Annotated in this window: 10 protein-coding genes and 1 other RNA gene; 5 read left to right on the forward strand and 6 right to left on the reverse strand. The window is 60.3% G+C overall.

What is annotated here, in order from left to right; genetic code table 11:
- Positions 1–32 precede the first annotated feature (32 nt).
- The 3 genes from EYW45_RS09520 to EYW45_RS09530 all read right to left on the reverse strand — a co-directional run bounded on the left by EYW45_RS09520 (position 33) and on the right by EYW45_RS09530 (position 4506).
- On the reverse strand, positions 33–989 hold the full coding sequence (locus EYW45_RS09520) for a hypothetical protein (protein WP_161135112.1): 957 nt from the start codon (positions 987–989) through the stop codon (positions 33–35).
- A gap of 202 nt (positions 990–1191) precedes the next feature.
- On the reverse strand, positions 1192–2991 hold the full coding sequence (locus tag EYW45_RS09525) for a gamma-glutamyltransferase family protein (protein ID WP_161135113.1): 1800 nt from the start codon (positions 2989–2991) through the stop codon (positions 1192–1194).
- A 9-nt stretch (positions 2992–3000) separates the two neighbouring features.
- A complete protein-coding gene (locus EYW45_RS09530) occupies positions 3001–4506 on the reverse strand; it encodes an ABC transporter substrate-binding protein (protein ID WP_161135114.1) in 1506 nt (501 codons plus the stop codon).
- A gap of 42 nt (positions 4507–4548) precedes the next feature.
- Here EYW45_RS09530 and EYW45_RS09535 point away from each other — a divergent pair, with 42 nt between their 5' ends.
- From EYW45_RS09535 to ssrA, 4 genes are all read left to right on the forward strand, one after another.
- Positions 4549–4863: a hypothetical protein gene (locus EYW45_RS09535; RefSeq protein WP_161135115.1), complete on the forward strand. Its 315-nt coding sequence runs from the start codon at positions 4549–4551 to the stop codon at positions 4861–4863.
- A gap of 328 nt (positions 4864–5191) precedes the next feature.
- Complete coding sequence (locus EYW45_RS09540; protein ID WP_235938977.1) at positions 5192–6454, forward strand: methyl-accepting chemotaxis protein; 1263 nt, start codon at positions 5192–5194, stop codon at positions 6452–6454.
- 75 nt (positions 6455–6529) lie between these two features.
- A complete protein-coding gene (locus EYW45_RS09545; RefSeq protein WP_161135117.1) occupies positions 6530–6988 on the forward strand; it encodes a hypothetical protein in 459 nt (152 codons plus the stop codon).
- 249 nt (positions 6989–7237) lie between these two features.
- Positions 7238–7604: a transfer-messenger RNA gene (ssrA, locus tag EYW45_RS09550) on the forward strand.
- 87 nt (positions 7605–7691) lie between these two features.
- Here ssrA and EYW45_RS09555 read toward each other — a convergent pair.
- The 3 genes from EYW45_RS09555 to ompA form a co-directional block, all read right to left on the reverse strand.
- On the reverse strand, positions 7692–8375 hold the full coding sequence (locus EYW45_RS09555; RefSeq protein WP_161135118.1) for an HAD-IA family hydrolase: 684 nt from the start codon (positions 8373–8375) through the stop codon (positions 7692–7694).
- On the reverse strand, positions 8372–9100 hold the full coding sequence (ubiG, locus tag EYW45_RS09560; protein WP_161135119.1) for a bifunctional 2-polyprenyl-6-hydroxyphenol methylase/3-demethylubiquinol 3-O-methyltransferase UbiG: 729 nt from the start codon (positions 9098–9100) through the stop codon (positions 8372–8374). The genes EYW45_RS09555 and ubiG overlap by 4 nt, the downstream gene beginning before the upstream one ends.
- A 73-nt stretch (positions 9101–9173) precedes the next feature.
- Positions 9174–9761 (reverse strand): outer membrane protein OmpA, encoded by a 588-nt coding sequence (ompA, locus tag EYW45_RS24855; protein ID WP_161135120.1) that lies wholly within the window; start codon positions 9759–9761, stop codon positions 9174–9176.
- Between the two features lie 372 nt (positions 9762–10133).
- Here ompA and gyrA point away from each other — a divergent pair, with 372 nt between their 5' ends.
- Positions 10134–12872: a DNA gyrase subunit A gene (gene gyrA / locus EYW45_RS09570; RefSeq protein ID WP_235938978.1), complete on the forward strand. Its 2739-nt coding sequence runs from the start codon at positions 10134–10136 to the stop codon at positions 12870–12872.
- Positions 12873–12877: the final 5 nt, after the last annotated feature.

Here is a 12877-nt window from a genome sequence, read left to right on the forward strand (position 1 = left end):
GGCTGGCCGTGCTCGAGGCTGTGGATAACCGGTCAGCGAATCTCGGTGTTGAGATCGAACATGTCCGGCCCGCGATAGCGCTTGATGGTCTGGGCAAGTTCACCATCGGCCGATAGACTGTCGGCGTCGTTTTTGCGAATCAGCCAGAAGTTGATCGCCGAAAGATCCACCAGAAACTCTTTGCACTGCGTGCGGGCATCGATCATCGAGCCGGCGGCGCTGCGCAGAACCTGCGCCAGCATGCGGCCGGGATGCTCATAGATGTGGCCGATGAAGTTGGCCAGCACGCGCTTGATCAGCGCATCGTTCAAATCCACATTGCCGTTTGCGAGTCCATCCCAATAGGTCGTTTCCTGTCCATCGGGAATGAACGTGTTGACCCACGCCTGGTAATCGCGATCGTGGAGGATCGAGAACGCTCGCCGATACAGAATCTCGGGATCGCTGGCCTCGAAGCTGTGTTCCTTCGTATAGGCCAGCAAGCCGTCGAGCTCGCTGATCAGCGCGCGATGGTTGGCATTGATCTGGTTGTACTTTTCGATCAGTTTGCTCAACGCAGCGCGAAACAGCAGCACTTGATTACGGCCGCCCTCAATACTGTCGAGCAGCGGGTAGATCTGATACTTGTGCGCGTGGATGTGATCGATGTACTGACTGATCGCGTCCGAGGTCGTGTCCATCTGCTTGAACGCACGCTCGAAAAGTTCAGGCCGGCGTTGATACAGCTGCTCGAGTTCGGCCGTGTCGCGGCCGACCAGATTATCGACTTTCTGGAAATTGCCGACGATCTCGCGGATGAAGAAGCTCGAGAGGGTGTGGATCGTGTCCTGAAACTTCTCGACCGAGACTGCGCGAACGGTGTCGTCGAGTTGCTGCCGCTTGGCCTGTTTCTGCTTTTTGCGCTGGTCATACAAAAAGGTGGCGGCGGAGGCAACGATGGCCAAACTGGTGGCGACATCGATGCCGATCTGGACGGAATTCAACTCCATGCTTTCCTCTCGACCCCGCGATGGCAGCGCGGAGTGCACCGCCCAACTCGGGGTCGCTATTCTAATGTCCAATTGTGTCTTTTAAAGACCGAATAGAACATTTATTGAGGCTGCTCGTGCGCGCAGAGAAGGTCCGCGTTGGTTTTCAAACGGCCGGTGCGGCGGCGCAATCTCCGTCGCGCATCTTTGCACCGCGCCGCATTCATCGTCCCGCTGCGTAAGCCTGCATGAGTCTTGGATTTGCGGCGGCGTGCAGCATGCCATCCGCATCACGCGATGCCGCCGTCAAGCGGCCTACCGACCAGGCCGGCACTTCTTCAATATCGTGACCGCGTGCGCGCAAGGCATCGATCGTCTCGCGGCCGGCACTGGACTCGATGGCGAGGTGACCCGGTTTACGGTCGCGCGGATAGAACGAACTGGGAAAGTGCTGCGTGTGCGACATCGGCATATCGATCGCTTCCTGCAAATTCGCACCGTGATGCACGTGGCGCAGAAACATCATCATTTGCCACTGTTCCTGCTGGTCGCCGCCCGGCGTGCCGAACACCATATACGGCTGGTCGCCGCGCATTGCGAGCGAGGGCGTAAGCGTGGTGCGGGGGCGCTTGTTGGGCGCGAGCGTGCACGGCAAGCCGTCTTCGAGCCAGAGCATTTGGGCGCGTGTGTTCAGGCCGAAGCCGAGTGCGGGAATGACCGGCGACGACTGGAACCAGCCGCCGGATGGCGTCGCCGACACCATATTGCCCCATCGGTCGATGACGTCCACGTGCGTGGTATCGCCGCGCTTGGCGCTTGCACGCATGTCGGCCAGTGTGGGTTCATTGGTCGGTGCGCCGGGTTTGGTCACAGGCGAGAGACGCGCCAGCGTTTCCATCACGCGATCCACCTGAGCCTCGAAGCCGGTGAGCCGCCCGGGTTCAAGATCTTGCGAAGCGCGTTCGCTCATCCGGCTGCGGCGCAAGTCGTTGTACGCATCGGAGAGCAGGGTATCCAGCGGCACGTCCACGAAATTCGGATCGCCGTAGTAGGCCTCGCGATCGGCAAAGGCGAGCTTCATCGCCTCGGTGACCGTGTGATAGAAATAATCGCTGTTGGGGCCGCCTGTGGTCAGGTCGAACGGCTTGAGCAGGGCGAGCGTTTGCAGGAGCGCGGGCCCCTGGCTCCACGCGCCGGCCTTGGCTACCGTGTGGCCATGATAGGTGTACGTCACCGGCGCTTCGTAGGTGGCAGACCACCGCGCCATGTCGTCGGCAGTCAGCACACCCCGATGGGCACCGCCGCTCTCGTCGGGGACCTCGGTGTTGCGGCAGAACGCATCGATGGCTTCAGCGACGAAGCCGCGATAGAACGCGTTGCGGGCCGCTTCGATCTGGCGTTCGCGATCCGCACCCGCGCTCTCCGCTTCCTGCAGGATGCGGCGCCACGTTTGTGCGAGTCCGGGATTCCTGAACAGTTTGCGGGCTTCGGGCAACACGCCGCCCGGCACATAGACCTGGGCTGTGGTGGGCCACTTGGTCTCGAAAAAATCCTTGAGGCCGGCAATGGTATTGGCGATGCGCGGCATCAGCGGATGACCGTTCTCGGCGTAGTGAATGGCCGGTTCGAGCACATCGCGCACGCGCATCGTGCCATGGTCGCGCAGCATCAGCATCCACGCGTCGAACGAGCCGGGCACCACGGCCGCGAGCAGGCCGTTACCCGGAATCATCGCCAGCCCTTCGCGACGATAGCGTTCGAGCGTGGCGGCCGCCGGCGTGGTGCCCTGGCCGCACAGGACTTCAACGCGCTTGGTGCGCGCGGAATAAAACACGGCAGGCACTTCGCCGGCAGGGCCGACGAGGTGCGGTTCCACCACCTGCAGCATGAAGCCGCTGGTGACGCAGGCGTCGAAGGCATTGCCGCCACGCTCCAGAATGGCCATGCCGCAAGCGGTGGCCAACCAGTGCGTGGAGGTGACGACGCCAAACGTACCCAGAATCTCAGGACGGGTGGTGAACATGCCAGCTCCTTACGACTTGGCGCGTTGAACGTCTTTCAGGCGGATCAAGCCGTCGGGATAGGGCACGAAGCCGTTGACCTTTTTCTGCGTGCCAAAGGTGTAGGGCAGGTAGTAGAGATAAACGATCGGGCGTTCGTCGGCCATGATGGCCAGGAACTGCGTATACAACGCGCGCCGCTTGGCTTCATCGGGCTCGGCCCGCGCTTCGTCGAGCAGGCGATCCGCTTCGGCGTTCGAGAACTTGCCGTCGTTCAGACTGCCCTTGGTGCTGGCGTACTGGTGAATGTTGCCGCTGGGATCGACCCGGCCCGACCATCCGCTTTGCCCGACCTGGAAGTCGCCACGCGCGAGGCTGGATTGAAGCGCCGCGAACTCGACCGGACGCAGGGAAATGTCGAAGCCCGCTTCGGCGCCCATGGCTTGAATCAATTCATATACCTGTTGCATGACCGTGTTGTTGCCGAACGTGATCTCGAGCTTCACACGATCCACGCCCGCTTCCTTCAGCAGCGCCTTGGCGCGCGCCACATCGCGGCCGCGACGTTCGGCGGCCTTGTCGAAGGCGAAGCTGGCCGGCGGGAAGGGCTGATAGGCTGGCTGGAACAACCCTTCGCCTACCACTTGATTCAGCACATCGCGATCGATGGCCAGATCAAGCGCCTGGCGCACGCGTTTGTCCTTGGCCGCAGGGCCATCCGCACGGGCGCCATTGGCCAAGTTGAAAGTAAAGGCCTGGAAGCCCAGGCCGGTGACCGGTGCCCACGTCAGGTTGGCATCCGACTTCACCGCTTGCGCGTCGCTGGGTGCGACGCGTTCGATGATGTCGAGATCGCCCGAACGCAGGTTGTTCAGCCGCACCGTCGAATCCGGAATCGGCGTGAACACCACGCGGTCGAAGTGGTAGTGCGAGGCGTCGTAGTACTTGGCGAACTTGTCCAGCACGATGCGATCGTTCTGCACCCGTTCGGTGAACTTGTACGGACCGGAACACACCGGCTTCGCGTTCGGGTCCTTATCGAAGGACGCCGGCGAAATCATCATCCCGGCACGGTCGGACAATTGTGAGAGCAGCGATGCATCGGGGCCGGTCAGACGCACGACCACGGTTTGGGCATCGGGCGCTTCCACGCTCGCCACACTCGCGAGCTCGCTCTTGCGGTTGCTGTCGGCCAGCGTGCGGGCGCGGTCCAGGTTGGCTTTGACCGAGGCGGCGTCGATCGCCACACCGTCGTGATAGACCGCGTCGGTGCGCAACTTGAAGGTCAGCGTCTTGTTGCCGTCCGACCAGGCCCACGATTGCGCCAGTTGCGGCACGATCTTGAGTTCGGGCGTGATCTCGACCAGCTTGTCGCACAGGGAAGCGAAAACGATGCGACCGACGAAGGTGCGGGCACGGGCCGGATCGAGCACATCGGGATCGTCCTGCAGACCTATCCGCAGCGTGGACGTTTGAGCAACCGCAGCAGTGCTGCACGCGAGCGCTGCCAGGGTCAGGGCGAGGGTCAATCTACGCATGGGAAATCGTCTCCGGAATCGCAATGAAAAAGCGGCGCACAGATGCAAACCGCCGTCATAAAACTGACGGCCATTGTAAGACTCTGCGGCAGGGAATTGCGCGATGCGAGCAGTAAATCGACGCCAACGCCATGCGATAAGACCGGTTCGCGTGGGCCATGGGTAATGCGTTCACGTGCCATCGCCTCGTCCGCGAAAAGGAGGCCGGTTGCTCGGGCGCAACATATTGATGTGGGCGATCGACCCGGCGCTCGTTATTTTTATCTGCGGCCCGTGCTTCTCGAGGTTATCAAGCTGACACGTCGATTACTAAAATGGCTCGAAAAAGAATATTCGGAAAATACGGCGATGATTTAAATCAGATTTTCCAAAATTTCCGAATGGCGGTAACGATGTGCGTATCGGCGGATTTGTAAGATCAAATTAATCCGTATTTACGATAATGAAACATCGTGAGAAATCATGATACTTTTATCGCGCACTCAGGTTCCTTCTCCGATGCCGATTGCGGCGTTCGGATCTACGCAGCCCGTTTATCTTTTTCCAGGAGACGTCCATGGGACGGTTCTCATTCAGTGGGCTTTTTGGGTTTGGTGGGCGGCGACACGCCGAGATAATCGGTCAATTGGCAGCGCTCGATCGCGCACAAGCGGTGATCGAATTTGATTTGGAAGGTCATGTGCTCATGGCCAATCAAAACTTCCTCGATACGATGGGCTACGCGTTGGAGGATGTTTTGGGTGAGCATCATCGCTTGTTTGTGCCGGAGGCCGAGCGCTCCAGCGCGTCCTATCGCGACTTCTGGCTGAAACTGGGCGCGGGTCAATATGACGCCGGGCGCTATCGCCGTGTGACGAAAGAGGGGCGAGAGGTCTGGCTGCAGGCGACATACAACCCCATTCTCGACCGCACGGGCGAGCCCATCAAAATCGTCAAATACGCGACCGATATCACTGACCAGGAACGGCGCGACGCTGACGTGCGCGGTCAGTTGGCGGCGATCGGCAAGGTGCAGGCAATCATCGAGTTCGAGCTCGACGGCACTGTCATCTGGGCGAACGATCTCTTCTTGAATGCACTGGGCTATACGCTGGACGAGGTCGTGGGACGGCATCACAGCATGTTCGTGCAACCAGAGGATCGCCAGTCGGCCCACTATCGGCAGTTCTGGGAAAAGCTCGCGCTGGGCCACAACGATTCCGGGCAATATCTGCGCATTGGTAGAAACAATCGCCAGGTATGGATCGAGGCGAGCTACAACCCGATTCTCGACGCGTCAGGCCGACCTTTCAAGGTCGTGAAATACGCCACCGACATCACGCGCCGATTCACGGCGGCCCAGGCGCTGCGAGGCGCCGTCGTGGGGCTGACTGAAAATGCGGATCGCGCGTCGCAGGCGGATCTGCTGGCACGCGAAGCCTGCAGCGTGGCCGAGCAGGGCGGTCGCACCGTGGATGACGTCGTCAGCGCCATGCGGGCGATTACCGGTAATTCGCGGCGCATTTCTGAAATCGTGGGCGTCGTGGACACGATTGCGTTTCAAACCAATATTCTTGCGTTGAATGCCGCAGTCGAGGCCGCGCGCGCCGGTCCTCACGGAAAAGGCTTTGCCGTGGTGGCGACCGAAGTACGTCATCTCGCGCAAAGCAGTGCATCGGCTGCACGTGAAATCAAATCGCTGATCGCCACTTCGGTATCGGAAATAGATCGTGGCGCAGGGCTCGTGCAAACGGCGGGCAACACCATGCAGGATATTCTCGCGTCATCGCGCCGCGTTACCGAAATCATGGCTGAAGTGGTGTCGGTTTCACTTGCGCAATCTCACACATTGGGCGATGTGACCGACGACATTACGGAGAGTGCGATCAAGCGTGATGAGGGGCGCGTCCGTCGACCGCCGCTCGGGCACAATAAATCGGCGTCAGCCGAGCGTCCGACGCTGCATTGAACTAATCCGTTAGGGCATGCAGACGTCCGGATAGCGCTGGGATACCCTGTGCACTCTGCATGGGGGTGCAACAATATGGAAAAGGTCGACCTTTCCAAACTCGGCGCTGAAGAATACGAAAAACTAGTGCGCTGGTGTCAGCGATATTTTCGCTGGAAGCTTGCACAGCTCAGGCAAGCCGAGCGTCCGGGTTTGCGCGATTATGAATTCGCTTTCGAGGCCACATGTAATGCCTTGTTGGAAGAGGGCGTCATCGACGGCATGGGTGACGCGTTCGGCGGCATGGATCCTGAAATCGCCAAACTCTTCGTGGCCGAACTCGCTTATATCAACGCCGCAGCCAATCAGTTGGGTCCACAACAGGGTTCCGATGCCGCGCCGGAAGCGGAAGGCAAGGCAGTCGATGTGGTTCGAACCGGCAAAGACAGTCTGGATGAGCTGGTCGTGGACGGTTTGCCGCCCACAATGCGGGTGCGAGTCAGACGGTTATTGGCCCTTTTAAGCGAGATCTTGTCGTTGGGTAAGATCGGCTGAGGTTGCGGGGCGGCCTGGGATAGCCAGATCGGCGTGAGATGGCCGGGCGGGCAATATGAACCGCGTGGCTGGGGAATCGTCTCATCGTCATGAGCCTGCAAGCTAGCCAATCCGGCACGACCACGACCGACCGTTGCTGATCCCGGTGAAACGTGGCGTCGGCCTTTTGTGGCTGCGAACGCGTATGTCATGGCGGCGCCGGGCAACTCGGCAGCAGTGCGGTGCGTTTCACGATACAATAAACGTACTGGGGCCGATCCGGATTCGACGTGGGTCGCGAAACAGTGCAGGGCATGTCGAGCACCAGTACGCTCGTTAAACCACTGGAAACACTACAAACGCCAACGACGAGCGTTTCGCTCTCGCCGCTTAAGCGGTGAGCCGTAGCACTGATCTGTCTTTGGGTCAGGTGGGGTCAAACCTACAGCTACGACACTTACAAAGAATCGGGATCTAGCCGGGTCACACGCGTTAGGCCTTAAAAAGAAGTGAATCGCTGAGGGCCGGCCTGTCGGTTGGCTAAGCCCGAGGTTAAACAAAAAATAAATCGACTACGCATGTAGAACTGCCTGCAGAGGGCTCGCGGACGGGGGTTCAATTCCCCCCGGCTCCACCATTATTCCGCTTGATATCGAGTAGATATACAAAAGCCAACCTTTCGAGGTTGGCTTTTTTTTGCTGCGCGATATCCGCGATGCAGGTATTACCCGGCTGCGCGCGCCTTGGCTGGCAAAAGGCCTTCGATGGCGGCCCACAAGGTTTCAACCGAATCGGCCGTGGCGTTGGCTTCCCATTTGGTGACATCGCCGTTTTCGCCCAGGTATCCATAAGCAGCGGCGACGACAGGCATGCCGGCGGCATGTGCCGACTGAATGTCACGCAAATCGTCGCCCACATACACGCATTGGTCTGGGGCATAGCCCGCTTTTCGCGCGGCGTACAAGAGCGGTTCGGGGTGCGGTTTGGCATGCGGTGTGGTGTCGCCGCACACCAGCACGGCACTTTCCTCGACCAAACCGAGGAATTCGACGATCGGCAACGTGAGGTACGTGACTTTATTGGTCACGATGCCCCAGGCCATGCCGCGGCGCACGATATCGTCGAGCAGATCGGCGATGCCGGGAAACAAGCGGCTATGTACGGTCGAGCCGGCAGCATAATCCTCGAGGAATTGCAGCCGAGCGGGTTCGTACGCGGCATCGTCGGGCGTGAGGCCCAACGCTTCGCGCAGCAAACCGCGCGCGCCCTGTGACGCCACGGGGCGCAATTGCTCGTAGGGCAGGTGATCCATACCGCGGCGCGTGCGCTGATGATTGGCGGCAGCGACCAGATCGGGGGCGGTGTCGGCAAGGGTGCCGTCGAAATCGAACAGAATGAGTGCGGTCATTTGCGGCAGGCCATCAAGTAGTTCACCGAAGTGTCGTTGGACAACGCATAGATCTGGGTGATGGGGTTGTAGGTCATGCCGCGCATGCTTTGCGGCTCGAGGCCGGCTTCGCGCGCAGCGCTCGATAATTCGCTGGGCTTGATGAAATTTTCATACGAGTGCGTGCCGCGCGGCAGCAGGCGCAGCACATATTCAGCCCCGATGATGGCAAACAAAAACGACTTCGGGTTGCGATTGAGCGTGGAAAAGAACACATGGCCGCCCGGCTTGACCAAGCGGGCGCAAGCTTGCACCACGGATGCGGGGTTGGGTACGTGCTCCAGCATTTCCATGCAGGCGACCACGTCATAGGACAGCGGTTGCTCTTCAGCGAGGGTTTCCACTGGAACGGCGCGATAGTCGACCTTGATACCCGACTCCAGGCCGTGCAGCCGGGCGACTTTCAACGATTTCTCGGCCAAATCGATGCCGGTGACGTCGGCACCGGCCGCTGCCATGCTCTCCGACAGAATGCCGCCGCCGCATCCCACGTCCAGAATCCGCTTGCCGGACAAGCCGCCCGCGAGCGTGCTGATCCATTCGAGGCGAAGGGGATTGATCGCGTGCAGCGGTTTGAATTCGCTATTGGGATCCCACCAGCGTGCGGCCAACGCACCGAACTTTTCCAGTTCGGCCTGGTCTGCATTCAGGCGGGCGTTCGGGGAATCGGCGGTCGAGGCGCGCATAATCAGTCCGTCCAATACATAAAAAAAGGGCCTCGCTATGCGAGGCCCTTAATTGTAGCGGCTAGCGCTTCAATTAGCGGCGGCTGCCGACGATCTCGATTTCAACGCGACGGTTTTGAGCACGGCCTTCACGGGTCGCGTTCGAAGCCACGGGTTGCGATTCGCCCTTGCCTTCCGTGTAAACACGGTTGGCGTCGACGCCACGGCTAACCAAGTATTGCTTGACCGAAGCGGCGCGGCGCTCGGACAGGCGTTGGTTATACGCATCGGTACCGATGGAGTCGGTGTGACCCACAGCGATAATCGTTTCGAGGTCGATGCCACCGGCTTGCTGGGCAACTTGATCCAGCAACTGACGGCCTTCCGGCTTCAGAGTAGCTTTGTCGAAGTCGAAGAAGGTGTCGGCGTTGAAGACGACCTTGTTCGCCATCGGCGTGGGCGCCGCGGGACGCGGAGCTTGCGCAACCGGCACGCCGTCGCAACCGGGGATACCGGTAGCAGGCGTCCAGAACGCATCGCGCCAGCACAATTCGTTCGTGCCGTTTTTCCAAACGTCGCCGAACGGATTGCGCCAGTTATCGACGGTTTGCGCGGAAGCTGCACCAGAGGCCGTCACGGCGGCGAAGGCGAGCGCCATAGCGAATTTGGAGGGTTTATTCATGTTTCTCCTCGTTGAGCTTGAAGCTGGATAAGTGGTGACTCGCAGCGAACCCCCGCCGCATATCAGGAAACGGGGCCAGTATAGCAACGCCAAGAACAGGTTCAGAGTCTTGCAACTGGGTTTCCTGCGTGCTGGAAACAATCTTAAGCCATTTGGAGGCCCACAGCAGTCGCGACGTGCCCCAACGTCCCATTTTCCGACCCGAGGCCGGTTTCCTTGTTGGTTTTAGACAACAGAGTGGATAAATCCGCGCGGAACGGCCCGAGCAGGGTATTGCGTTTCGTCTGAGTGTGACGTCAGGCTTCGGTTGAAATCGAATGTTAGAATTTCCTGTTGGCCCGGCCCGGGTTCCTCTATCTGATCATTCAATATATGGATTCCTTTGCCAAGGAGACGCTTCCGGTATCGCTGGAAGAAGAGATGCGCCGCAGTTACCTCGATTACGCGATGAGCGTGATCGTCGGGCGGGCGCTTCCCGATGTGCGGGACGGCTTGAAGCCGGTACATCGGCGCGTGCTGTTTGCGATGCACGAGCTTAATAACGACTGGAATCGCGCCTACAAGAAATCGGCGCGTATCGTCGGCGATGTCATCGGTAAGTACCACCCGCACGGCGACCAAGCCGTCTATGACACGATCGTTCGCATGGCGCAGAGCTTTTCGCTGCGCTACATGCTGGTCGACGGTCAGGGTAACTTCGGCTCGATCGACGGCGATAGTGCCGCGGCGATGCGGTACACCGAAATCCGTCTGGCGAAAGTCGCGCACGAATTGCTGGCCGATATCGACCAGGAAACGGTCGACTTCGGCCCCAACTACGACGGTAGCGAACAGGAGCCACTGCTTCTGCCTTCGCGCCTGCCCAACCTGCTGGTCAACGGCAGCTCGGGTATCGCCGTGGGGATGGCTACCAATATTCCGCCGCACAACCTGGCGGAAGTGGTCGACGGTTGTCTGTTCTGCCTGCGCAATCCGCAGTGCACGGTCGACGAACTGATCGAGATCATTCCGGCACCTGACTTTCCCACGGGCGGCATCATTTACGGCATGTCCGGCGTGCGTGAAGGCTATCGCACCGGCCGTGGCCGGGTGGTGATGCGCGCCAAGACGCACTTCGAAGACATGGAACGCGGCAACCGCCAGTCCATCGTCGTCGACGAGCTGCCCTACCAGGTCAATAAGAAGACCTTGCAAGAGCGCATTGCCGAGCTGGTCAACGAGAAGAAGATCGAAGGGATCTCGGATATCCGCGACGAGTCGGACAAGGACGGCATGCGTCTGGTCATCGAGCTCAAGCGCGGCGAGGTGCCCGAGGTCATTCTCAACAATCTCTACAAGAACACCCAGCTCCAGGACACCTTCGGGATCAACCTGGTGGCACTGGTGGATGGTCAGCCGCGCCTGCTCAATTTGCGTCAGATGGTGGAGTACTTCCTCACCCATCGCCGCGAAGTCGTCACGCGCCGCACGGTGTTCCAGCTGCGCAAGGCGCGCGAGCGCGGGCACGTGCTGGAAGGCCTGGCGGTCGCGCTGGCCAATATCGACGAATTCATCGCCATCATCAAGGCGGCCCCGACGCCGCCGGTGGCGCGCCAGGAGTTGATGGCCCGCTCGTGGGATTCGTCCCTGGTGCGCGAGATGTTGTCGCGGGTCGATGGCGATGCCCCCGGCGGCCGGGCGGCCTTCCGTCCCGACGACCTGGGTGTGGACTTCGGCATGCAGGGCGACGGCTTGTACCGTCTGAGCGACGTGCAGGCGCAGGAAATCCTGAACATGCGTCTGCAACGCCTGACCGGCCTCGAGCAGGACAAGGTGCTGGGCGAATATCGCGACGTCATGTCGACCATCGCAGATTTGCTGGATATCCTGGCGCGCCCCGAGCGCATCACGATCATCATCGGCGATGAGTTGCAGGCCATCAAAGCCGAGTTCTCGACGGCGGCCAAGGATTCGCGCCGTTCGCATATCGAGTTCAACGCCACCGAGCTCGACACCGAAGATCTGATCACGCCGGCCGATATGGTCGTCACGTTGTCGCATACGGGCTATATCAAGAGCCAGCCGCTGTCGGAATACCGCGCGCAAAAACGCGGTGGCCGCGGCAAGCAGGCCACGGCGATGAAGGAAAACGACTGGGTCGATCAGTTGTTCATTGCCAATACGCACGATTTCCTGTTGTGCTTCTCCGATCGCGGCCGGGTGTACTGGCTCAAGGTGTGGGAAGTGCCGCAAGGTACGCGCGGTTCGCGCGGTCGCCCGATCGTCAACATGTTCCCGTTGGCCGATGGCGAAAAAGTCACGGTGGTGCTGCCGGTCAAACAGTTCAGTGAAGACCATTTCGTCTTCATGTCGACGTCGCGCGGCACCGTCAAGAAAACCCCGCTGTCCGACTTCTCCAATCCGCGCAAGGCCGGCATCATCGCGGTCGATCTGGACGAGGGCGATTACCTGATTGGGGCCGATCTCACCGACGGCAAGCACGATGTGATGCTGTTCTCCGATGCCGGCAAAGCCGTGCGCTTCGACGAGAACGACGTGCGTCCGATGGGCCGCAATGCCCGCGGTGTGCGCGGCATGATGCTCGAGGAAGGCCAGACGGTGATCTCGCTGCTGGTGGCCGGCGACGAAACGCAAAGCGTGCTGACCGCCACCCACAACGGGTACGGCAAGCGCACGCCGATCACCGAGTACACGCGTCACGGCCGTGGCACCAAGGGCATGATCGCCATTCAGACCAGCTCGCGTAACGGCAAGGTCGTCGGTGCCGTGCTGGTGACCCCGACGGACGAAATCATGCTCATCACCACGGGTGGCGTGCTGGTGCGTACGCGAGTGAGCGAAATCCGCGAGATGGGCCGCGCCACGCAAGGCGTGACGCTGATCAGCGTGGATGATGGCAGCAGCCTGTCGGGTGTGCGTCGTGTGGTCGAAAGCGATGCAGACGTGGACGAAGACGGCGAAGGCGCTGAGGGTGTTGAAGGCGCGGTTGAGGGTGGCGGTGCGATTGCAGCCGATACCGAAACCAGCGATGACAATGCCACCGATGCCGATGCCGACGGCGACGTGGATGTGGATGGTGCGGGCGATACGCCCAAGCCCGATGCGGAGTAATCACA

This window comes from Schauerella aestuarii, assembly GCF_009866805.1.
Taxonomy (GTDB): domain Bacteria; phylum Pseudomonadota; class Gammaproteobacteria; order Burkholderiales; family Burkholderiaceae_B; genus Schauerella; species Schauerella aestuarii.

What these genes read in the sequence shown, in the direction of transcription:
- EYW45_RS09555 (WP_161135118.1), bottom strand. Translation starts at nt 8,375, where the DNA reads ATGACCGCACTCATTCTGTTCGATTTCGACGGCACCCTTGCCGACACC.
- EYW45_RS09520 (WP_161135112.1), bottom strand. Translation starts at nt 989, where the DNA reads ATGGAGTTGAATTCCGTCCAGATCGGCATCGATGTCGCCACCAGTTTG.
- EYW45_RS09545 (WP_161135117.1), top strand. Translation starts at nt 6,530, where the DNA reads ATGGAAAAGGTCGACCTTTCCAAACTCGGCGCTGAAGAATACGAAAAA.
- EYW45_RS09525 (WP_161135113.1), bottom strand. Translation starts at nt 2,991, where the DNA reads ATGTTCACCACCCGTCCTGAGATTCTGGGTACGTTTGGCGTCGTCACC.
- EYW45_RS09540 (WP_235938977.1), top strand. Translation starts at nt 5,192, where the DNA reads ATGGCCAATCAAAACTTCCTCGATACGATGGGCTACGCGTTGGAGGAT.
- EYW45_RS09535 (WP_161135115.1), top strand. Translation starts at nt 4,549, where the DNA reads ATGCAAACCGCCGTCATAAAACTGACGGCCATTGTAAGACTCTGCGGC.
- gyrA (WP_235938978.1), top strand. Translation starts at nt 10,134, where the DNA reads ATGGATTCCTTTGCCAAGGAGACGCTTCCGGTATCGCTGGAAGAAGAG.
- EYW45_RS09530 (WP_161135114.1), bottom strand. Translation starts at nt 4,506, where the DNA reads ATGCGTAGATTGACCCTCGCCCTGACCCTGGCAGCGCTCGCGTGCAGC.
- ubiG (WP_161135119.1), bottom strand. Translation starts at nt 9,100, where the DNA reads ATGCGCGCCTCGACCGCCGATTCCCCGAACGCCCGCCTGAATGCAGAC.
- ompA (WP_161135120.1), bottom strand. Translation starts at nt 9,761, where the DNA reads ATGAATAAACCCTCCAAATTCGCTATGGCGCTCGCCTTCGCCGCCGTG.